This is a genomic window from Shinella sp. 838 (assembly GCF_029623935.1).
Lineage (GTDB): Bacteria > Pseudomonadota > Alphaproteobacteria > Rhizobiales > Rhizobiaceae > Shinella.
In genome coordinates this window covers 118,117-138,508 of record NZ_JARSBQ010000006.1, presented here as the reverse complement: position 1 = coordinate 138,508, position 20,392 = coordinate 118,117, and the positions used below count along the sequence as shown (strand labels likewise).

18 protein-coding genes are annotated in these 20,392 nt (G+C 66.9%); 12 read left to right on the top strand and 6 right to left on the bottom strand.

Annotated elements, in window-relative coordinates; translation table 11 throughout:
- The first annotated feature begins 156 nt into the window (after positions 1 to 156).
- Both P9A16_RS19295 and P9A16_RS19290 read left to right on the top strand, forming a co-directional pair.
- Positions 157 to 897: a response regulator gene (locus P9A16_RS19295; RefSeq protein ID WP_023515866.1), complete on the top strand. Its 741-nt coding sequence runs from the start codon at positions 157 to 159 to the stop codon at positions 895 to 897.
- On the top strand, positions 894 to 2,996 hold the full coding sequence (locus P9A16_RS19290; protein WP_024270522.1) for an ATP-binding protein: 2,103 nt from the start codon (positions 894 to 896) through the stop codon (positions 2,994 to 2,996). The genes P9A16_RS19295 and P9A16_RS19290 overlap by 4 nt, the downstream gene beginning before the upstream one ends.
- Positions 2,997 to 3,010: 14 nt before the next feature.
- On the opposite strand, the gene P9A16_RS19285 is transcribed toward P9A16_RS19290, so the two are convergent.
- From P9A16_RS19285 to P9A16_RS19270, 4 genes are all read right to left on the bottom strand, one after another.
- The gene (locus P9A16_RS19285) at positions 3,011 to 4,024 is read right to left on the bottom strand and encodes an acyltransferase family protein (protein WP_278025922.1); all 1,014 of its coding nucleotides are present in this window, start codon (positions 4,022 to 4,024) and stop codon (positions 3,011 to 3,013) included.
- Positions 4,025 to 4,041: 17 nt separating this feature from the next.
- A complete protein-coding gene (locus P9A16_RS19280; RefSeq protein ID WP_023516824.1) occupies positions 4,042 to 5,319 on the bottom strand; it encodes an O-antigen ligase family protein in 1,278 nt (425 codons plus the stop codon).
- Positions 5,320 to 5,326: 7 nt separating this feature from the next.
- Positions 5,327 to 6,550 (bottom strand): polysaccharide biosynthesis/export family protein, encoded by a 1,224-nt coding sequence (locus P9A16_RS19275; protein WP_037407048.1) that lies wholly within the window; start codon positions 6,548 to 6,550, stop codon positions 5,327 to 5,329.
- 103 nt (positions 6,551 to 6,653) lie between these two features.
- A complete protein-coding gene (locus P9A16_RS19270) occupies positions 6,654 to 7,331 on the bottom strand; it encodes a sugar transferase (protein WP_023516822.1) in 678 nt (225 codons plus the stop codon).
- Positions 7,332 to 8,010: 679 nt separating this feature from the next.
- Here P9A16_RS19270 and P9A16_RS19265 point away from each other — a divergent pair.
- Both P9A16_RS19265 and P9A16_RS19260 read left to right on the top strand, forming a co-directional pair.
- The gene (locus tag P9A16_RS19265) at positions 8,011 to 8,337 is read left to right on the top strand and encodes an exopolysaccharide production repressor protein (RefSeq protein ID WP_024270521.1); all 327 of its coding nucleotides are present in this window, start codon (positions 8,011 to 8,013) and stop codon (positions 8,335 to 8,337) included.
- 108 nt (positions 8,338 to 8,445) lie between these two features.
- A complete protein-coding gene (locus P9A16_RS19260; protein WP_050744331.1) occupies positions 8,446 to 9,444 on the top strand; it encodes a glycosyltransferase family 2 protein in 999 nt (332 codons plus the stop codon).
- A gap of 25 nt (positions 9,445 to 9,469) precedes the next feature.
- On the opposite strand, the gene P9A16_RS19255 is transcribed toward P9A16_RS19260, so the two are convergent.
- On the bottom strand, positions 9,470 to 10,417 hold the full coding sequence (locus P9A16_RS19255; protein WP_023516875.1) for a polysaccharide pyruvyl transferase family protein: 948 nt from the start codon (positions 10,415 to 10,417) through the stop codon (positions 9,470 to 9,472).
- Positions 10,418 to 10,480: 63 nt separating this feature from the next.
- Positions 10,481 to 11,440 carry a glycosyltransferase family 2 protein gene (locus tag P9A16_RS19250; protein ID WP_023516874.1) on the bottom strand — a complete coding sequence of 320 codons (960 nt, stop codon included), beginning with the start codon at positions 11,438 to 11,440 and terminating at the stop codon, positions 10,481 to 10,483.
- A 122-nt stretch (positions 11,441 to 11,562) separates the two neighbouring features.
- On the opposite strand from P9A16_RS19250, the gene P9A16_RS19245 reads away from it, so the two are divergent.
- From P9A16_RS19245 to P9A16_RS19210, 8 genes are all read left to right on the top strand, one after another.
- Positions 11,563 to 13,035, top strand: a complete 1,473-nt coding sequence (locus P9A16_RS19245; protein WP_023516873.1) for a lipopolysaccharide biosynthesis protein — start codon at positions 11,563 to 11,565, stop codon at positions 13,033 to 13,035.
- Positions 13,036 to 13,406: 371 nt separating this feature from the next.
- A complete protein-coding gene (locus P9A16_RS19240) occupies positions 13,407 to 14,531 on the top strand; it encodes an acyltransferase family protein (RefSeq protein WP_051758581.1) in 1,125 nt (374 codons plus the stop codon).
- Positions 14,532 to 14,536: 5 nt separating this feature from the next.
- Complete coding sequence (locus tag P9A16_RS19235) at positions 14,537 to 15,322, top strand: glycoside hydrolase family 16 protein (protein ID WP_023517456.1); 786 nt, start codon at positions 14,537 to 14,539, stop codon at positions 15,320 to 15,322.
- A 14-nt stretch (positions 15,323 to 15,336) separates the two neighbouring features.
- The gene (locus P9A16_RS19230; RefSeq protein ID WP_024270080.1) at positions 15,337 to 16,539 is read left to right on the top strand and encodes a glycosyl transferase 4-like domain-containing protein; all 1,203 of its coding nucleotides are present in this window, start codon (positions 15,337 to 15,339) and stop codon (positions 16,537 to 16,539) included.
- Entirely contained in the window at positions 16,529 to 17,527 is a 999-nt protein-coding gene (locus P9A16_RS19225) for a glycosyltransferase family 2 protein (protein ID WP_023517114.1), read from the top strand. Before P9A16_RS19230 ends, P9A16_RS19225 begins: the two co-directional genes overlap by 11 nt.
- The gene (locus tag P9A16_RS19220; RefSeq protein WP_023517113.1) at positions 17,524 to 18,453 is read left to right on the top strand and encodes a glycosyltransferase; all 930 of its coding nucleotides are present in this window, start codon (positions 17,524 to 17,526) and stop codon (positions 18,451 to 18,453) included. Before P9A16_RS19225 ends, P9A16_RS19220 begins: the two co-directional genes overlap by 4 nt.
- The gene (locus tag P9A16_RS19215; RefSeq protein ID WP_024270079.1) at positions 18,450 to 19,481 is read left to right on the top strand and encodes a glycosyltransferase family 2 protein; all 1,032 of its coding nucleotides are present in this window, start codon (positions 18,450 to 18,452) and stop codon (positions 19,479 to 19,481) included. Before P9A16_RS19220 ends, P9A16_RS19215 begins: the two co-directional genes overlap by 4 nt.
- Before the next feature lie 4 nt (positions 19,482 to 19,485).
- Complete coding sequence (locus P9A16_RS19210) at positions 19,486 to 20,391, top strand: UTP--glucose-1-phosphate uridylyltransferase (protein ID WP_278025906.1); 906 nt, start codon at positions 19,486 to 19,488, stop codon at positions 20,389 to 20,391.
- Position 20,392 lies beyond the last annotated feature (1 nt).

Genomic DNA, 20,392 nt, shown 5'->3' with positions numbered 1-20,392 from the left:
GCACCGCAATCGAAGAATGGTTACCGTTCTTACAATCCCCGGCCGGTGCGCCCTGTCAAAAATGACAAAGGTTACAAATGTGACAAAGCCGCATAATGCGAGCTGCTTTGAACAATCATCCGGGCCTTACTATGATGGGTGCGGGAGGACGGACATGTGTTGAACGAGAGGGTACGGATTCTGATCGTCGAGGACGATCCCGACATGGCGGAGCTCATCTCCGATCTGGTGGAGGCCGAGGGCTGGATACCGGTGACCGCACCATCGGCGGAGGTGGCGGCGGGCGTGCTGGCGCGCGAGAGCGTGCATCTCGTGCTCATCGACCATAACCTGCCCGGCATTTCCGGCAGGGCCTTCGCCCAGCGCCTGCGCGCGCAGACCAGTATCGGCATCGTCATGGTGACGGCGGCGGGCAGCCCCGCCGACCGGGTGCTGGGGCTGGAGACGGCGGCGGACGACTATGTCGTCAAGCCCTTCGAGCCCATCGAGCTGACGGCGCGCATCAAGGCCGTGCTGCGGCGGACGATCCCCACGCTGAAGCCCGAGCGGGACGGCGAGCGTGAGCACGAACCGGCTTCCCTGAAGCTCGGCGACTGGTCGGTGGATCTGGCGCGCCGCCGCGCCGTCTGCCGCACCGATCCCGGAAAGTCGCTGACCGGCGCCGAATTCGCCCTGCTGGAAATCCTCGCCGAGACGCCGAACATCCCGGTCAGCCGGGCGCATATCCTCGACCGTCTCGGCGCGGAAAGCGACCGCTACATTGACCGCAACGTCGACGTGCTGGTGCTGCGCCTGCGCCGCAAGATCGAGCGCAATCCGGACCTGCCGCGCCATGTCAAGACGCGGCGCGGCAAGGGTTATGTGCTCGACACCGACGACACCGAGCTTTCGCCGTGATCAACCGCCCCTTCCTGTCCTCGATCGCCTTCCGCCTGCCCTTTGCGATCGTCTTCATCTGCGTGCTCGTCGTCAGCCTGTCGACCATCGCCATCTATGGCTTGCAGCGGGCGCGCGAGGAGATGGCGACCTATGGCCTGCAGGCCTTTTCCAGCCTCGCCAAGGCCTCGCTGGTCTCGCGGCAGGTCTCCGATCTCGTCTCCAGCGCGCCCTTCCTGATGAACGCCACCTCGCCCTACCGGGTTTCCAGCGAAAGCCGCTCGGTGGTCGCGCAGGTCGATGCGCTGCTGCACGCCATGGCGCCGGATAGCGGCCCGGCCGGGATGAAGGGTTTTGCCAGCACCCGTATCGTCGAGCTTCTCGAAACGATCCGCACGCAGACCACGGCACTTGCCGGCGATGCGGACAGCGCCCAGCAGCACAAGGCCGAGGCCGCCGCGGCGCTCGGCGAGATCGCTACCGGCAGCGGCATCGCGGATGCCGATTTCCGCCGGCGGCTGAACGCCATCGTGCAGTCGGCGTCCAATTCCGACAGCCTGTTCCAGCTCGGGGAACTGCGCCGCCGCTATGTGGCCGAAACCGCGCCGCGCATTGCGCGCGCCGCGCCGGACGTGCGGATTTCCGCTGCCGAATTCGCGCCCTACGAGCGCATCTTCGAGGCGCAGACACGCTATCTCCTCGAAATGTTTTCCATCCGCGCCGCCGTCTCGCGGCTGCATTCCGTGTCCCGCGATCTCTCGCACGCCACCGAAACCCAGAGCGAGGCGGTCGCGCGCAGCCTGAACGACGATCTCGCCTCGACATCCGCCGCGCTGAGCCGTCTGCTCGTCATCGTCGCCTTTGCGGCGCTGCTCGTGCTCGTCATGGCGATCTTCTCCATCCGCTCCGTCATGCGCGTCTCGCGCGGCATCGTTGCGCTGTCCAACGGCATGAATGCGCTGGCGGAAGGGCGCAAGGATGTCGACGCGCCGCGCTACGACGGCACGGAGACCGAGCTGGTGCGGTTGCTGGAGGCCTTCCGGGCCTTCCGGGAAAGCGTCGAGCGCGTCTCGCGGCTGCGGCGCACCGCCGAGGCCGCCGCGCGCACCATCCGCTCCACCTTCCGCACCATGAACGAGGGCATCGCGCTGTTCGATCCGCGCGGCAAGCCGATCACCATGAACCGCCGCGTCATCGAACTGGTCGGCTGGTCGGGCTCGGCGCGCAAATTGCCGGTGCGCAAGTTCGTCGCGCCGATCCCCGAGATCGACCCGACGCTGCTACCTGCCGAGGGCGAGGCGGGCGCACTCGGCGATCGCTCCGTGCTGCGCCATCGCTCCGAGGCAGGGCGGGTGACGGAGGTCTCGCTGTCGCGCCAGCCGGATGGCGGCATCGTGCTTTTGGCGCGCGACGTCACCGACATCGACCGGCAGGAGGCGGAGACCGCCAAGATCCAGCGTCTCGACGGCATCATGCGCATGACGCACCAGGTGAGCCACGAGGTCGGCAACATGATCGGCATCATCACCGGCAGCCTCGGCCTCCTGGAGCGCGAGACCGGCTTCAACGACCGGCAGAAGCGCCACCTCGCCCGCATCCGCAAGGCCGCCGACCGGGGCCGGTCGCTGGCCGGCAGCATGCTTTCCATCGGCAGCCAGCAGCCGATCCATCCCGGCGCGGTGGAAATCGGTGCGCTGCTGCGCGGCATGGCGGACGTGCTGGAGATCGCCGTCGGGGAGAAGTGCCGGCTCGTCTTCGACATTGCCGATGGCCTGCCGACGGTGCTGCTCGATGCGGCGCTGTTCGAGCAGTCCGTGCTCAATCTCTGCCTCAACGCCGCCGCTGCCATGCCGTCGGGGGGAACGATCCTCATCCGCTGCCTCGGCGGGGGAGCCGGCGTCGTGGTTTCGGTGGCCGACGAGGGCATCGGCATGTCGCCGGAAGCCGCCGACAAGGCCTTCGAGCCCTATTTCACCACGCGCGACGAGGAAGGCGGCGCCGGCCTCGGCCTTGCCGTGGTCTACGGCTTCGTGCGCCAGAGCGGCGGCGATGCCCGCATCCTCTCGATACAGGGAAAGGGGACGGTGGTGGAGCTCACGTTCCCCGTGCTCCGGGCCTGACGGGACACGAGAGCTTAGCCCTCGGCTGCAACCGCCCGCCGGGCAGCGTCCGTGCGGCGCTTTCCGGAAAACCCGCGCAGCAGCGGGCGCTCGATGAGCCGATAGCCGGCAAGGCCGGAAAGGACGCCGGCGAGGACTGCGGCGATGAAGACGAGCGGCGGCGCCAGGCCGAGCGTGACGCCCGCCTTCGCCACGACCGAGATGGCGAAGGTGTGCCAGAGATAGATCGAATAGGACGCATCGCCGAGAAGCGCCGGTAGTCTCAGATGCGGCACGCCGCCCTCCCGCTCCAGCGCCGCCGTGCCGTAGACCAGCATGGCCGCGAGCGGCCCACAGGTCCATTCGTCGAAGGGCAGCCGCAGGAGGCCGATCACGGCGAAGCCGGCGAGCGACAGCGTAACGAGCGCGAGGCCCAGCCCCTTGCCCTGCACGCGCCCGGTTAGCCACAGCCGGCCGATCAGCATGCCCGCGACGAATTCCAGGATGATCGGCCGCGTATAGGTGACGAAGAGCGGGTTGTCGCTTGTCACCGTGAGGCCGAGCGTGACAAGGCCGAGGAAGATCGCGGCAACGGCGGCAAGCCTCATGCGCGCCGGCAGCAACAGGCAGGCGGCGAAGACGGCATAGAAGAAGAGCTCGTAGTTGAGCGTCCAGCCCTGGACGAGCAGCGGCCAGATCTCGCCGCTGCTCGGCGAGGGCAAGGGCACGAAGAACAGCGAGGCGAGGAGGTGCTCTGCCGTCAGCGCGAGATTGGGGAAGAGGCCGAGCAGTGCGCCTGCCACCATGGCCCCGGTCGCGAGCCAATAGACGGGCACGATGCGGCGCAGGCGCTCGGCAAGGAAACAGCCGGGCGAGACCGGGCGCCGCGCGACGATCACCCACATGATGAAGCCGCTGATGACGAAGAAGACGTCGACCCCCGCCGCGCCGATCGCCAGCGCATGGCCGCTGCGCTCGCCGGCATGGAAGAAGACGACCGCAAGCGCGGCGAGCGCTCGCAAGTACTGGATGCCGTAGAGCGTTGTCACCGGCCGTGTTTCCTCCGTCATGGGCGGATGGCCCCTTCTGGGCGCAGCGGCAGCCTGACGCGATACACCGGCTGCCGCCTTCGGGCGCGGCGGGCATCGGCCAGCTTGCCGGCGGCGAAATAGAGCAGGAACGAGCCGACATGGTAGGGATTGAGGATGTCGATCTCGACGAAGGTGCGCACCGCCAAAAGCGCCGCCACGGTGAAGAGAACCAGCGCCTCCAGGTCGTGCGCGGCAGAGAGTAGCCGGTGGAGATGGCCGGCGAGTGCGACGAGCAGCACCATCGACAGGAGCAGGCAGCCGATCAGACCGGTCTCCACCGTCGCGGCGATGAAGGTGTTGTGGAAGTGGAAGCCCGAGCGGGTGCCGATGAAGAAGGCGGCCCACAGCCGCTCGGCCTCGGCAAAACCCTGCACCCAGAAGGCCTGGTAGCCGATGCCGACGAAGGGCGCGGCCGCGGCCGTCTCGATGCCCTGCTGCCAGAGATAGGTGCGCCCCGTCAGCGTCGCATCCTTGCCGAAGGCGCCGAGCACCAGCGCATAGCCCCCGCCATAGGCTCCGGCGAGGAGCACGAGCGCGGCGAAGACGGCGAGCACGAGAAACAGGATCTTGCGGTGTGCCGGCGCCAGCCATTCCAGCGCCTTCAGCCCGAGGCAGAGGCCCGCGACGGCGGCGGTCGTCAGCACGGAGGTCGCCGATTGCGAGGCTTTCAGGCAGTAGAGCGCGACCGCCACGCAGACAAGGGCGACGAGCTTCCACGCCCCGCGCTCACCCCCGAGAAAGAGCGCGGCGAAGGCGAAGAGCACGGCGAGCGAGGCATAAAAGCCAAGCTGGTTCTTGGAGGCGAAGGCGCCGACGAAGCTGTAGGTGCCGTCGAGCGGATCGAGATGGTAGACGCCGAAGACGAGCGAGTAACACAAGACGAGCGCCGTGCCGGCAAGGCCGCCGCGCACCAGCGTGCGCGTGTCGACGACGCGCATGGCGATCAGCGCGCAGACGACATGGGAGAGATATTGCACGCCCGCCCGGGTCGTGACGCCTGGCGCCTGCGACCAGAAGACGGAAAGGCAGGCGAAAATGGCGAAGGCGAAGATCCAGCCGTAGCGCGCATAGTTCCCGAGCACCCGCCGGTAGTCGACGACGACCAGTGGCAGCCACAGCGCGTAGTAGGCGAGGATCGACACCTGACCGAAGCGGAAGGAATAGGCGAAGACGAAGAAGGACAGCGCGACGGCCGTCGCGGCATAGGCCGTGTTGGCCCCCGGGTCGATCAGGCTTGCCTTGGCGATCCGCATGGCCGGCTCACTGCGTCTTCAGGCTCAGTCCCACCTTGACGATGTCGCCCGGCAGGACCGTCGTCGTCTCGGTGGCGCTGATCTCTTCGGCCTTGCCCTTCACCGTGCGCAGGATCGAATAGGCGATGTTGGCGGAGGAGAGCCCGTCCTTGAAGGCGGCCGCATCGGCCGATTGCATCAGCGCCTCCGACATCAGGCTGCGGCTCGTACCGAGTTTCAGGGCCAGCGTGTCGAGTTCCTGCTCGGTGTTCTGCAACTCCTGGGCAAGCTGCGCGTCCCAGTCGTTCGTGAGGTTGGTCTCGTCCTGCGTGGCCTTGTTGATGTCCTGCTTGGCCTTCAGCGAGGCGGTGTCGATGTCGAGCAGGGCGGCTTGCAGGTCGGCCGTGCGCTGTTCCAGCGCCAGCCGCCGGGAGCTGATCGCCAGGCCCTTTTCGGCGAGTGTGTCGACCTTGTCGAGATCGGCCTGGACGAGCTCGAGCTGCCGCGTCTGGGTCTGCGATTTCTTGCCGAGCGCCTCGATCTCGGTGCTGAGCAGGGATTTTAGGTCGGCGAGCGCCGTCAATTGCAGGCGTTGGCGCTTCTCCCGCGAGACCATCAGCGCCGTCTCGCTTTCCATCAGGGCGCGCGCCTCCTCGGCCTCGCCGAGCTCCTTCGGCATGGCGATGCCCTTGGCGTTGTTCATTTCCGCCTGGATGCGGGCGCGGCGGACCAGCAGGCGGTTGCGTTCGGAAAGAAAGACGGCGGCCTCGCCTTCGGAGCGCAGGAAATCCCGCGTGAAGCGCTGGCTGGCATCGGCGCGGCGCAGGCCCCCGCCGAAGCTGACGGCCTTCAGCACCGTCAGCCCCGGTGCATAGGGATAGGCGCCGGGCGTCTGCACCTCGCCGGCGAGATAGACCGGCCGGTATTCGGCGATCTCCACCGAGGCGGACGGACGGTCGCGCAGGCCGAACAGCACCTGCATCTTCTGGCCGATCTCCTCGGCAAGCTCGCCGGTCGTGCGGCCGTCTGCCGGCAACGGGCCGATGAAGGGCACGGAAACCGCCCCGTCCGCTCCGATGCTGTAGTCGCCACTGACGGCGCTCCAGTCGCGGATCGCCCCTTCGGCGGTCTGCCATTCGGCAACGCGGATGCGCAGCTTGTCCATCACGCCGAGCCGGTATTCACCGGCCTGTGCACCCGCCGGACCGGCAAGGACGAGAAAAGCAAGGCACAGCGCCGTGCGTGCCTTCATGGGAAACGCGGCCGCGGCGAAAGCCACGTTCGGTGTCTTCGTGTTCATGAGAACCCCTGTCTTCCGGCGCTCCGCAGCCGGGGCCGCGGGCGTTGCTGCCGGATCAATAGCTGCCGCGCGAAAGGCAGACGGCCGGGATGGTGCGGGCGACGATCATGAGATCGCTCACCAGTGACCAGTTGCACACATAGTGCGTATCGAAGGCGACGCGTGCCGCATAGGACACGTCGTTGCGCCCGCTGACCTGCCAGAGGCCCGTAAGGCCGGGGCGGGTCTGGAGATAGTAGATGGCGGAGGCCTCGTAGAGCTCCAGTTCGTCTTCCACCACCGGACGCGGCCCGACGAGGCTCATCTCGCCGCGCAGGATGTTGAAGAGCTGTGGCAGCTCGTCGAGGCTGAGCTTGCGCAGCACGGTGCCGACGACGGTCACGCGCGGATCGTGCTGCAGCTTGCGCGCGTTGCGCCACTCCTCATAGGCGGCCGGGTTGTCCTTCAGGTATTGCTGCAGGATGGCGTCGCCATTTTCCGCCATCGTGCGGAACTTCAGGCAGCGGAAGGTCGTGCCGTTATAGCCGATACGGCGATGGCCGTAGAAGACACTGCCGCCGTCGGAAAACTTCACCAGCGCCATGATCATCAGGAAGATGGGGCTGATGAGGATGAAGGCGCCAAGCGCCACGAGGATGTCGAAGCTTCGTTTCGATATTCCTCCCACCGGCGGGGCGCCGGTTGCAAACGAACTGAAATACGGCGAACTGGCCGATCGTGTCGCGGACTTCATAGAGAGGGCTCCACTTGGATTTGCGATAGGGTCGGTCCCTTCGGACGCGCCCCGTCATCCAATGCGGACTGTGTGGTCACAGTTTGTTTTTTGAAACGTGAAGTCGGTGTTAGTTGCGGACGCAGTGAATTTAAGAAATACGTTATGTGCTAAATTGAAGTCCTTCCGAAGATGGTTCGGTCTATTTTCGTGATGCGCCCGGATATTTCCGTTTTTTTCTGTCTCAGATATTCAGTAGGCTTCTTCATAATCACTTATTTTGATAAAAATCATGCCAGATAAGTACGAATCGATTCCGATAATCGACTTTCACAGGTTGAAATTCTCTCAAAATATACACGCGGAACGCCGTTTATTTTGCGATGCAATATTGCTTTTGCAACGCACAGTTTCCGATAAAAAGGCACTGAAACCGTAACAAAATTTGATCCATCGGCATGGCCTTCGCAACTCCGCGGATAGGCTGGAGGTGCGATAACCCGCATGCGGCGCGCAACCGGGCTTGATTGGGGCGAAAACAAGGCGGCGAATCGCAGGCGGTTTGGTTTAACGGAAGCGCAAGGTCGCCGGGCTAGGGTGGAACCGGTGCAGGCGCCTGCGGGTTCTGACCTTTGATTGCACCTCTTGAAGCGGCACATTATAGTGCCGGGCGGCCTGCGAGGAGAAGGCGAATCCAACGATGAAACGCGTACCGGACAAAAAGTGGCGGGACAGCATGGCCTATGCGCCGCGCTTCTTCCTCAGCATGGCCATCGCGCTCGTCGCCTTCGCCGTGGTGAGCTATCTGTCCACCGGTTCGCTCGCCACAACCGCCTGGCAGACGTTCCTCTGCGCCATCCTCATCCAGATCGGCTACTTCCTCACCACGCTCTTTCTCGTCTGGCGGACGGCGCGGGAGCGCCGGCAGGGAACCGACCCCGGCACGCCGGATGCCGACAAATCCCGCGACGCGGCCAAGAGCAAGGTTCCCGTTTCGATGAACGAGCCCGGCCACTCCAAACCCTGACCCCCGCATGACCCCTGCGGGTCGTTTTTGTGCCCTTTTCCCCTTTCATGCTGCATTGCAGCGCGGGCAGGTACCGCGCCATGGTCCAACGCGTGACGGGGAGTGCTCATGGCCCGGGAAGAAACGGTCTGCGTCATCATTGCCGCGAAGAATGCAGAAAAGACGATCGGGAAGGCCGTCGGCTCGGCTCTTGCGCAGCCGGAAGTGGCCGAAGTCGTGGTGGTCGACGACGGCTCGGACGACCGCACCATGGCGGCGGCGGCCGCCGCAAACGATGCGAGCGGCCGGCTGGATATCCTGGGTTTCGTCCAAAACCGCGGACCCTCGGCGGCCCGCAACCGGGCGATTGCGGTGTCCCGCGCGCCGCTGATCGCCATTCTCGATGCGGACGACATCTTCTTTCCTGGCCGTTTCCGCCAGATGCTCGCCTGCCCGGACTGGGATTTCATCGCTGACAACATCGCCTTCATGGCCGAGACCGAGCCGCTCCGCCAGCCGGCGCAGTTCGCGCCCCGCCCGCGCCGGCTCGATCTCAAGGCCTTCGTGGAGGGCAACATCTCCCGCCGCGGCGCGCCGCGCGGAGAACTCGGTTTCCTGAAGCCGCTCATGCGCCGCGCCTTTCTCGATGCGCACGGGCTGCGCTACCGCGAGGAGATGCGGCTGGGCGAGGACTACGAGCTCTATGTGCGGGCGCTGGCAAACGGCGCGCGCTATACGGTGATCGAGAGCTGTGGCTACGGCGCGCTGGTGCGTGAGAACTCGCTCAGCGGCCGGCACCGCACGGAGGATCTGGCGGCGCTGCATGCAGCGGAGCGGTCGATCCTTGCGGCGGGCGGCGTTTCCCCGGAGGCGCTCGGCGTCATGCGCCGGCACTGCCGCCAGATCGGCGACCGTCATGCCCTGCGCCATTTCCTCGACAGCAGGCGGGAGCGGGGCGTCGGTGCGGCGCTCGCCTATGCCTTCGGCAATCCTGCCACCCTGCCGGCCATTGCCGGCGGCATCCTGCGCGACAAGGCGGAGACCGCCTACCGGCGTTTGCGCCCACAGCCGCCGGCGCCGGCAGGCCCGCGCTACCTTTTGCCCGCCTCTCCCGCCGAGCCGGCCTGACAGGGCCGGCCCGGCATCGCCGGCTTTACAGGTAGTCGCGCCGCACGTCTTCCAGCACATCGTAGAGCTGCGCCTTGCGCGCCGCGAGGCGGGTGTCGGCGCTGAGCTGCGGCTCGGCGCGGCTCGCCTGCCAGAGCGCCAGTGTCGAGGGGGCGGCGAGCACCTGCTTGGCCGCAAGGCGAAGGCTCGCGCCGGATGCCGGCCTTGCGGCCTCGGCCACCGCGACATCCCCGGCCTGGCCGGGCGCGGGCCGCACGGCGCTGCGCCCCTCGTAATCGACGCCCCAGAAGCGGGCGCCCTTGACGATGGCCTCCGCGCGGCTGGAGATCGGCACGCGCCGCGGCCGGTGCTCGACCCCTACCGTTGCGGCCCAGTCGCGCCATTTGAAGCCGTTGATGCTGTCCGACGTGCTGACGGCCACCCAGGGCACGCGGAAGGCGTCGGCGAGGATCGCGCCATGCATGGATTCCGCGACGATCCGCTCAGACTGCGCGATCGCCCGGATCACGGCCTTCGCCTCGCCGCGCGGATCGATATAGGTGAGGCCGGCCGTGGTGCAGACGGTGGGCCACAGGCCCGCCACCGCCGATTCCCAATGGGGCACGAAGCTGCAGCCATGACGCTTCGGCAGGTTTGAAAACTCCGGCATGTCGGCTACCAGCACCGCCGGGTCGATGATGCCCAGCGCCTCCGGCACACCCACCTTCTGCGCCGTCAGCGGCCCGCGCACGCAGCGGATGTCCCAGACGCCTTCATCCCGCATGTCCGGCAGCGCGCCGTAGCCGAAGCCGCTGCCGATGACGAGCTTGCGCCCTGCCTCGGGCAGCAAGGCCCTGTTCAGCACGGTGCCGACGCCGACGAGCAGCACGTCCGGATGGACCGCGCGAAAGCCCGGCAGCAGGAAGTCCCAGAGCCAGAGATTGAGGTCGTCGCCGAAATTGCCGTGCTGCGATTCCCAGTAATAGGGCTTCATGTCCACCTCCTTGGAAAAGCGGGTCGCAAAAGGACCGGGCGTGCTGCCCGGCGCGAAAAGGGATCAGCGGGAGACCTTGCCGACGGCAAGCGCGAAGGCGCTGGTGATCAACCGCGGATCGCGCAGCGCCCAGCGGGCGAGCATGTCGAACTGGGGCAGCTTGCGCCGCTTGACGCGCCGCGCCTGCCCCCAGAGCGCCTGGCGCCGGGCCGTCTGCTTGTAGGCGCGCAGCGAGGCGACCTCCGCAGGCCGCTCGGTGAAGCGCGTCTCCAGCCGGTCGAGCGCCAGCCAGGTGTTGAACTGCTGGCGCAGGAATTGCGGGGAATCGTTGTCGACGCCGTGGAAGATGTTGATTCCCTCGCCGCGCACGGCCCCCGCCTCCGCGCCGAGCACGACGCGTCCGGCCGCCAGCACGCAATCGCAGAAGAACAGCACGTCTTCCGCAGCAAGCCGCAGCGCCGCATCGAAGCGCACCTGCTCGATCAGCGGCCGGCCGATGACCATCGAGGAGAGGTGCAGGAAGCTCCAGTTCTTCAGCATGACCTGCGTCAGGCCGGGGATTTCGAGGAGGAGCGGATCCTCCTCAAGCCGCACCACGGTCTCGCTTTCCGCAAGATCGGCGACGCCGAAATGATAGTAGAAGGCATCGCCCCCGGTGATGGAGGCGAAGTAGCAATCGGCCCCGTACCGGGTCATAGCCGCATGGGCGCGCGCGAGATGGCCGGGGGCGAAGGTGTCGTCCGAATCAAGGAAGGCGACGAGCTCGGTTTCCGGGGAGACATGGTCGAGCCCGGTGTTGCGCGCCCCGCCCGGCCCGGCATTTTCCTGGCGCAGGATGCGCACGCGCGCCTGATCTTCCGGTAAAAGCGCAATGATGTCGCCATCGGCCGGATACGGCGATTCGTCGTCAACGACGATAATGTCGAAGTCGTTGAAATTCTGGGCAAAAACAGACCTGAGCGCACGCTCCAGGATGCCCGGCTCCTTCTGATAGAAGGGGATGATAACTGTCAGCTTCGCCATCTTTTCGTCCCTGTGGTTTCTCTAGAAAGAGTTTCGCATGGTCTCCTCCCACGGGGGCGCGGCCGTTTCCGGCGCAGGCATTTCGTCGTCGCCAGGGCTCCTTTTTCGAGCAGGTATCCGCCATGTCCCAGCAGGTGAACGCGAAGTCGGTGACGCGAAACGTCGGCTGGAGCGTCCTATCCAAGACAAGCACATTCGGGCTTAAATTTGTCACGGTGCCCATTCTCGCCCGGCTGCTTTCGCCCGAGGAGTTCGGCGCGGTGGCCGTCGCGCTCGCCCTCGTGCAGTTCCTGGCGATGATCGGCGGGGCGGGTCTCGCCTCGGCTCTCATCCTCGAGCCGCGGGAAGACAAGGAGACGATCCACTCGGTGTTCTGGGCCAATCTGGCATTCGCCTTCCTGATGGCGGCGGGGTTGTTTTTCTGGGCCGAGCCATTGGCCGGCTGGCTCGGTGCAGCCGATGCCGCCCCGCTCCTGCGCCTGATGAGCCTGCTCGTTCCGTTGCAGCTTGCCGGCGACGTCGCCTATGCCCTCGTCGCCCGGCGCATGCAGTTCAGCCAGGATGCGCTTTGGAGCATGGTGTCCGAATCGCTGGCGGCGATCGCCGCGGTCGCGCTGGCGCTCGCCGGCTTCGGCGTCGTCGCACTGGTCGTCCAGCTTTTCGTGGCGGGCGTTATCCGGCTTGCCGGCCTGTTCTTCGTCTCGCGCTACCTGCCGCGCCTCACCTTCCGTCTCGGCGAGGTGACGCGGCTTGCGCGCTTCAGCCTCGGGCTGATGGGCTCGGAGATTGCCAATTTCGTCACCTTCCAGTCGCCGATGGTCGTCATCTCGCGCTTCCTGGGACTGGCAGAAGCCGGGGCCTATTCCGCGGCGAACCGCTTTTCCAGCATTCCCAACCAGGTGGTGCTGTCGGCCGTCATGGGCGTGCTCTTTCCGGCCTTCAGCGCGATGATGCACGATCGCGAACGCCGTTCGCAGGCGCTGATGCTCAGCACGCAGGTGACGACCCTGCTGCTCGCGCCGATGATGTTCGGCCTGTGGGCGCTTGCCGAACCCGCCATGCTCCTGCTGTTCGGCCCGCAATGGGCAGCCGCCTGGCCGGTGCTCGGCCTGCTCGCGCTGTCAAAGGGCATCCTGACGCCTTGCAGCACGTTCATCCCCTATCTGAAAGGCGCCGGCCATGGCGGCGCGCTCTTCCGCTGGGCAGTCGGCCGGGCCGCCGTCACCACCGCCGCCGTCGCCTATGGCGCCTATGAGGGCACGTTGATCGCGGCGATGACGGCGCTGTGCATCGTCAATGCGCTGGTGCTGGTCGGCTATTCCCGGCTGGTGTTCAGCGCCGATGGCACGCCGTTCCTCTCCGGCTTCTATCGCGCGGTGCGCCCGATGCTGATGGCTGCGCTGATGGCGCTTGCCGTGCGCTATGCCCTTGAGCACTACCTCGCCCAGCGGCTGCCGGCCACCCTGCAGCTTGTCGCCGGTATTGCGCTTGGCGGCGTGCTCTACGGCGGGCTGGTCCTCCTGACGGAGCGTCCCCTGCTGCGCAAGCTCATCGATCTCGCACGCCGCCCCAAGACATCGCCCGCTTTGCCCTGAGCCCGCCGCATTTCGGCCCCGGCCTGCCGCAATCGGCCTCCCGCCAGACCGATTGCGCATAGTCTTCGAAAAAAACTTCGTGAGCTCCTGCACCCCATAATTGCAGGAAGATCAGTATATTCGAATAGACTTCAAAGAATTGATGCCGCGGTGCTTGGTCTTGCCGGACGGCGGCTGGAATTCCCCTTCCGCACGCGGTGCCGAACCTGTCGCTATGTTGCAATGCAACCTTCTCATCACGCGAATTTGTTGCGCCGCCATATTTTTTTCCGTCCCGTCACCCAGACTCCGCTTCGTAGGCTCGAGTCTGCTCTTGTTTGAACGGCCGCTTGGGGGAGCGGCACACCAGAGGGGTGACGGACACCGTGGATATCGACGCGACCGTTTCACAGCGCATCAACCTGATGCGCATCGTGCTGATCAGCGGCATCATCTTCGTGCATGTGCCCTATGACCCCGCGACCAGCCCCTATGCCGGGCAGTTTGGCGGGATCGACTGGTTGCGCGTCTTCCTCGGTGACAGCCTGTTCCGGATCGGCGTCCCCTGCCTCAGCGCGATTTCCGGCTATCTGCTCTTCCAGCGCGGGTTTGCGGGTTTCGATTATCCAAGGACGTTGCGCAGCAAGGCCTCGACGATCCTTGTGCCGTTCCTCCTGTGGAACACGGCCTTCCTTCTCCTCGTGCTGGCGGCCCAGGCGCGCGGCATCGGCTTCGGCTACCTGCCGGACGTCCTGAGTGCCACGCCGCGCGAATGGATGAACCTTGCCTTCGCCATCGAGACCTGGCCGGTCAATGTCCCGCTCTATTTCCTGCGGGACCTGCTGCTCTGCCTTCTCCTCTCGCCGCTCATCGCCATTGCCGTGCTGCGTTATCCGCGCACCGTGCTGACGTTGATGCTGGCCTATGCGGTGCTGCCGCTGCCGAACGGCATCTTCCTGAAGAAATCCATCCTGTTCGGCTTCAGTTTCGGTGTCTGCGCCGCGCTGCACCGCTTCGACATCCGCCGCCTCGACCGCTTTGCCGTTCCGCTCGTCCTTGCCGTGCTCGCCATGGCCGTGGCGCTGTCGCTCGCCCTCTTTGCCTTCGGCCCGGTGTTCCCGGCCTGGCTGGACATGCTGCGCAGCCTGACGGCGATCGCCGGCATCTTCGGCGCCTGGGCACTTTCTGCGCTCCTGGTGCGCACGGCGCCGGGCGCGGCGCTGGCGAAGCTCGGCGGCCTCAGCTTCTGGATCTTCTGCGCGCACTATCCGCTGCTCATCCTGTTCTGGATGGTCTGGAACCGCTTCGGCAGCGTGGACGACTACCCGCTCTTCTACGCCGCAAGCCCCATCCTCGCGCTGGCCATCCTCGTTGTCAGCCATGCCGCGGCGCGGCGCTTTACACCATCGCTGCACGCCATCCTCACCGGCCGCCGGCTGGGCAGCCCACGGGCGTCCACGGGCCGGCGCCAAACCCCGCCGATGGAGCCGAACGGTTCCGTCGCTCAACGGAGGTAACCCGAATGACCGCTTCCTTGAACACCGTCCTTCGCACCGGCGCGTTCCTGACGGCACTCGCCGCAGCCGCCCCGCTCGCCGCCCAGGAGGGGGCCGGCGGACCCTCCTTCGTCGAGGAGTTCGATACGCTCGACACAGGCTTCTGGTACGTCTCCGACGGCTGGAACAACGGCGCGCACCAGAACTGCACCTGGTCGAAGGACCGGGTCGCGGTCCGGGACGGCAAGTTGCTGCTCTCCTTCGATGCGGCGCCGGCCGGCGAACGAGATTATGCCTGCGGCGAGGTGCAGACCCGCAAGCGCTACGGCTACGGCACCTATGAGGTGCGCATGAAGACGGCGACCGGCTCCGGCCTCAACTCGGCCTTCTTCACCTATATCGGCCCGGCCGACAAGAAACAGCACGACGAGATCGATTTCGAGGTGCTCGGCAAGGACACGTCGCGCGTGCAGCTCAACCAGTACGTCGCCGGCAAGGGCGGCAACGAGAAGCTGGTGCCGCTCCCCGGCCCGGCGGATGCCGGCTTCAACGACTATGCCTTCGTCTGGCAGAAGGACCGGCTCCGCTACTATGTCAACGGCGCCCTCGTGCACGAGGTGACCGACCCGGCGGCGCTGCCGGAGAATGCCCAAAAGGTTTTCCTCTCGCTCTGGGGCAGCGACACGCTGACCGGCTGGATGGGCCGCTTCGCCTTCGCCGGCCCGACAAAGCTGGAGGTGGAGCGCGTCGCCTTCACCGCCGAGGGCGATGCCTGCCCCTTCGCCGGCTCCGTCGCCTGCCTGCTGAACTGACCGGGACACGGCCTATGCTTCGCGTGCTCTATCTCGTTCACGATCTTTCCGACCCTGCGGTGCGCCGCCGCGTGCTGATGCTGCAGGCGGGCGGGGCGGAGGTCGCGCTGGCCGGCTTCCGGCGTGGCGAGAATCGGCTGGCGGCGGTGGAGGGTGTCGTTCCCCTGGAGCTCGGCACGACCCGGGACGCCCGCTTCGCCCAGCGCCTTGCCGCCGTCGCCCGCGCCGGTGTCACGCTGCGCCGCCGGCTGGCTGGGCTGGCGCGGCCGGATGTCATCCTCGCGCGCAATCTCGAAATGCTGGCGCTGGCAGGCCGGGCGCAGGCGATCTTCGGCGGCGCTGTGCCTGTCGCCTATGAATGCCTCGACATCCACCGGCTGCTGACCGGCAGCGGCGTGACGAGCCGTGGCCTGCGCGCGGCAGAGCGCCATTTCGCCCGCAACGCCGGTCTCCTCCTCACCAGCTCGCCAGCCTTTGTGGAGCAGTATTTCAAGCTGCTTTCCGGCATCAGGGCGCCTGTCCATCTCGTTGAAAACCGCGTGCTGGAGCTGGACGGACCGGCGGACGAGCTGTGCCTGCGGGCAGAAAGGCCGGCGGGAGAGCCCTGGCGCATCGGCTGGTTCGGCGCGATCCGCTGCCGCAAGTCGCTCGACCTCCTCTCCGCGTTCACCCGGCGCATGGAGGGCCGGTTCGAGGTGGTTCTGCGCGGCCGCCCCGCCCGGTCGGAGTTCGAGGATTTCGGCGGCCTCGTGGCGCGCGAACCCTTCATCCGTTTCGAAGGCGCCTACCGCAATCCGGAGGACCTCGCCACCATCTATCGCGGGGTCGACCTTGCCTGGGCGATCGACTTCTTCGAGGAGGGGCTGAACTCCGCCTGGCTGCTGCCCAACCGGCTCTACGAAGGATGCCGCCATGGCGCCGTGCCCATCGTTCTGGGCGGAACGGAGACGGCGCGGCTTGCCGGCCGGCGCGGCATCGGCATTGCCCTGCGCGATGCGCGCCTCGAAACGCTGGTGACGCGTTTTTCCGCCTTCGACGATGACAGGTACCGGACGCTGCAGGCCGCGCTCGCCAGGCTCGGGCCGAAGCCCTGGATCCATGACCGGGCCGATTGCGCCGGGCTCGTCCAGCGCCTTGCCGCGCTTAAAGCGCCGACGGCGGAACCCACGCCTGTTCCTTCCCTTCTCGCAAGCAAGGTGGATTGCCATGACCATTGATCCCGTGACATCCGTGCGGTGCCTGATCGTGATCCCGTGCCTCAACGAGGCGCGTTACCTGGAGCCGCTGGTGCGGCAGCTCGAGCCGGCGCTCGCCGAGCTCAACGCCACGCTCGTCGTTGCCGACGGCGGCAGCACGGACGGCACGCGGGACATTGCCGCCCGGCTTGCGGCGAGCGTGCCGAACCTCACTCTCCTCGATAATCCCAAGCGTATCCAGAGCGCCGCCGTGAACCTTGCCGTCGAGACCTTCGGCATGGACCACGACTACCTGATCCGCATCGATGCGCACGGCACCTATCCCGCGGACTATTGCCGCGTGCTCCTCGAGGAAGCGCTTTCGACCGGAGCCGATTCCGTCGTGGTCGCCATGCAGACCGTCGGCTTCGGCACCTTCCAGAAAGCCACCGCCGTCGCGCAGAACTCGGTGCTCGGCAATGGCGGCGCCAAGCATCGCGCCGGTGCGGAAAGCCACTGGGCCGAGCACGGCCACCACGCGCTGATGCGCATTTCCGCCTTCCGCATGGTCGGCGGTTATGACGAGAGCTTCACCGCCAACGAGGATGCCGAATACGACTATCGCCTGCTGGCTGCCGGCTACCGGATCTGGATGACCGCACGCACCGCGATGGTCTACTATCCACGCGCCAGCGCCGGGCCGCTGTTCAGGCAATATTTCCGTTATGGCCGCGGGCGGGCACGCAATTTCCTCAAGCACCGCGCCTGCCCGAGCCTGCGCCAGCTCTTGCCGCTGATGGTGGCGCCGGTGGCGGTCGGGGCGTTCCTGGCGGCCATCACCTGGATCGCCGCCGTGCCCTTCGCACTGTGGGCGGCGGCCTGCCTCGGCTATGGCGCCTGGATGGCGCTCGGCCAGCGCAACCCCTATGGTCCGCTCGCCGCCGTCTCGGCCATGATCATGCATTTCGCCTGGTCTGCCGGCTTCTGGCGCGAGCTTCTCGATTTCCGCCAGCACCGGGTGCCCGCATGACGGCCCCCGCTCCCCTCCGTGTCGATATCGCAGTCTGCACCTTCCGGCGGGCGAAAGCGCTCGGCGAGACGCTTGCCTCGCTCGTGGCGTTGACGGTGCCGTCGGGCGTTGCCCTGCGTATCATCGTCGCCGACAATGATGTCGAGCCGAGCGCCCACGCACGCGTCGAGGCCGCGCGGGCAGGCTTGCCGATGGCGCTTTCCTATGTGCACTGCCCGGCCGGCAACATTTCGCTCGCCCGCAATGCCTGCCTGGACGAAGCCGATGCCGATTTCCTCGCCTTCGTCGACGATGACGAGACGGTGGAGCCGCAATGGCTTGAAAACCTGCTTGCCGCGGCTACGACGGGCGCCGCGGATGTGGTCCTCGGCCCGGTCAGGGCGCAATATGGGCCGGACGCCGCCGGCTGGATGCGGCGCGGCGATTTCCATTCCACCCGCCCCGTCTGGGTGAAGGGGGAGATCCGCACCGGCTATACCTGCAACGTGCTCTTGCGCCTTGCCGCCCCGGCCATCGCCGGCCGCCGGTTCGACCATGCGCTCGGCCGCAGTGGCGGCGAGGACACCGCCTTCTTCATGCAGGTGCACGCCGCCGGCGGGCGCATCGCCTTTGCCGATGAGGCCTGGGTCAACGAGCCGGTGCCGCCCGCGCGGGCGCGGTTTTCCTGGCTGGCGCAGCGCCGGCTGCGCATGGGCCAGACCCATGGCCGGCTTCTTGCCGGTCGCGGCGCGGGTCGGACCGCCGCCGCGGGGCTGGCCGCCGCGAAAGCCGCCATGTGCCTTGCGGCGGCAACGGCCTTCGTCCTCCTGCCGATACCACGCAACCGCTTCCTCCTGCGCGGCCTGCTGCATGCCGGCGTGGTCGGCGGCCTTTTTGGCGCCCGCGCCATCGAACCCTACGGGCAGCTGGAGGCCGCGGCGCGATGAACGGGACTCTTCTGTCTGATCCCATCCCCGATGTCTCCGTCGTGATCGCCGCCTACAATGCGGCCGATACGATCGGCGATGCGATCGGCAGCGCCGCCGCGCAGGAGGGCGTGACGGTGGAGATCATCGTTGTCGACGATTGTTCGTCCGACGCGACCCGTGCGACCGTCGCCGCGCTCGGCACGTCGGGGCTGACACTCCTGCCGCTCGATCGCAACCGCGGTCCGGGTGGTGCGCGCAATGCGGGTTTTGCGGCCGCGCGAGGCCGCTGGATTGCGGTGCTCGACGCCGACGACACGCTGCAGCCGGATCGCCTTTGCCGCATGATCGCCATGGCCGAGGCGAAGGATGCGGCAGTCGTCGTGGACAATCTCGACGTGCTGCATGCCGATGGCCGCAGGGAGCGGATGTTCGCCCCGGCGCTGCTCGCCGCCATGCCGGCCCTGACGCTGCCCGTCTTCATCGACGCCAACCGGATTTTCCACGCCACGCACAATTTCGGCTACATGAAGCCGGTCTTCCGTCGCTCCTTCCTGGAGGAGAGGGACTTGGCCTTCGACGAGGCGTTGCGCATCGGCGAGGATTATCTCCTGCTCGCCTCCGTGCTCGCCGCGGGCGGAACCACTGCGGTCGTGCCCGAGGCAGGTTATGTCTACCGCATCCGCGAGGGCTCGATCTCGCGCGTGCTGCGCCTTGACCATGTCGATGCGATGCTGGCCGGCGACCGGCGGTTTCTCGCCCGTTTCCCGCTTCGCGGCGCGGCGGCGGACGCCCAGCGCCGGCGCACGCGCAACCTCGAGGAAACGCGGTCCTTCCTCGCGCTGATCCAGCATCTGAAGAACCGTTCGCTCGGACCCGCCCTCAGGGTGGCGCTGGGCGATCCCGTCGCGCTCCGGCATCTTTCGATGCCGATCGCCGCCCGGTGGCGCCGCCTGATGGCGCTGTCGGCCCATCCGAGGACGGCCGCGCCCCGCGCGGACCTCTCCCCAACGACAGCGGAGGATCTGCCGCTTGAGAACAAAGGATAATGCCATGGAGCGAACCAAGACCGTCCGCAAGGCCGTCATCCCGGTTGCCGGCAACGGCACCCGTTTCCTGCCGGCCACCAAGGCCATGCCGAAGGAAATGCTGACCATCGTCGATCGCCCGGTCGTGCAATATGCGCTCGACGAGGCACGCGAGGCCGGCATCGAGCACGTCGTCTTCGTCACCAGCCGCAACAAGCAGGTCATCGAGGACCATTTCGACGACACGCCGGAGCTGATCTCCTCGCTGGAGCGCTCCGGCAAGGACGCCGCGGTCAGCGAACTCGGCCGGCTGCTGCCGGCGGCGGGTGCGGTGAGCTTCACCCGCCAGCAGGCCCCGCTCGGCCTTGGCCATGCGGTCTGGTGTGCGCGTGACCTCATCGGCGACGAACCCTTCGCGCTGCTCCTGCCGGACATGGTATCCTTCGGCCCGCGCGGCTGCCTTTCCGGCCTGATGGACCTTTATGGCGAGGTCGGCGGCAATGTGGTTGGCGTCGAACAATGCGCGCCCGAGGAGACCTCGCAATACGGCATCGTCGGCAGGGGCTTGGGCGTGCGCCATGGCTTTGCCGTCACCCACATGGTCGAGAAGCCCGCGCCGGGCACGGCACCGTCCAATCTCTTCCTCAACGGGCGTTACATCCTCCAGCCGGAAGTGTTCGGCCATCTCGCCCGCCAGCAGCGCGGCGCCGGCAACGAGATCCAGTTGACCGACAGCATGCTGAAGCTCTCCGCCACGCAGCCCTTCCATGCCCATGTCTACGAGGGGCGGACCTATGATTGCGGTTCCAAACAGGGCTTCATCGAGGCGAATGTCGCCTTCGCGCTGGCCCGGCCGGAGCTCGGTGGCGCGCTCGTCGAGCCCCTGCGTGATCTCGTCATGGCCCACGGCGGCGGCGTGCGCGCCGCCTGAC

Bases quoted from the DNA above. Each gene is read 5' to 3' on its own strand.
- P9A16_RS19280 (WP_023516824.1), bottom strand. From the start codon at position 5,319: ATGCGGATCGCCAAGGCAAGCCTGATCGACCCGGGGGCCAACACGGCC.
- P9A16_RS19275 (WP_037407048.1), bottom strand. From the start codon at position 6,550: ATGAAGGCACGCACGGCGCTGTGCCTTGCTTTTCTCGTCCTTGCCGGT.
- P9A16_RS19270 (WP_023516822.1), bottom strand. From the start codon at position 7,331: ATGAAGTCCGCGACACGATCGGCCAGTTCGCCGTATTTCAGTTCGTTT.
- P9A16_RS19265 (WP_024270521.1), top strand. From the start codon at position 8,011: ATGAAACGCGTACCGGACAAAAAGTGGCGGGACAGCATGGCCTATGCG.
- P9A16_RS19260 (WP_050744331.1), top strand. From the start codon at position 8,446: ATGGCCCGGGAAGAAACGGTCTGCGTCATCATTGCCGCGAAGAATGCA.
- P9A16_RS19255 (WP_023516875.1), bottom strand. From the start codon at position 10,417: ATGAAGCCCTATTACTGGGAATCGCAGCACGGCAATTTCGGCGACGAC.
- P9A16_RS19250 (WP_023516874.1), bottom strand. From the start codon at position 11,440: ATGGCGAAGCTGACAGTTATCATCCCCTTCTATCAGAAGGAGCCGGGC.
- P9A16_RS19245 (WP_023516873.1), top strand. From the start codon at position 11,563: ATGTCCCAGCAGGTGAACGCGAAGTCGGTGACGCGAAACGTCGGCTGG.
- P9A16_RS19235 (WP_023517456.1), top strand. From the start codon at position 14,537: ATGACCGCTTCCTTGAACACCGTCCTTCGCACCGGCGCGTTCCTGACG.
- P9A16_RS19230 (WP_024270080.1), top strand. From the start codon at position 15,337: ATGCTTCGCGTGCTCTATCTCGTTCACGATCTTTCCGACCCTGCGGTG.
- P9A16_RS19225 (WP_023517114.1), top strand. From the start codon at position 16,529: ATGACCATTGATCCCGTGACATCCGTGCGGTGCCTGATCGTGATCCCG.
- P9A16_RS19220 (WP_023517113.1), top strand. From the start codon at position 17,524: ATGACGGCCCCCGCTCCCCTCCGTGTCGATATCGCAGTCTGCACCTTC.
- P9A16_RS19215 (WP_024270079.1), top strand. From the start codon at position 18,450: ATGAACGGGACTCTTCTGTCTGATCCCATCCCCGATGTCTCCGTCGTG.
- P9A16_RS19210 (WP_278025906.1), top strand. From the start codon at position 19,486: ATGGAGCGAACCAAGACCGTCCGCAAGGCCGTCATCCCGGTTGCCGGC.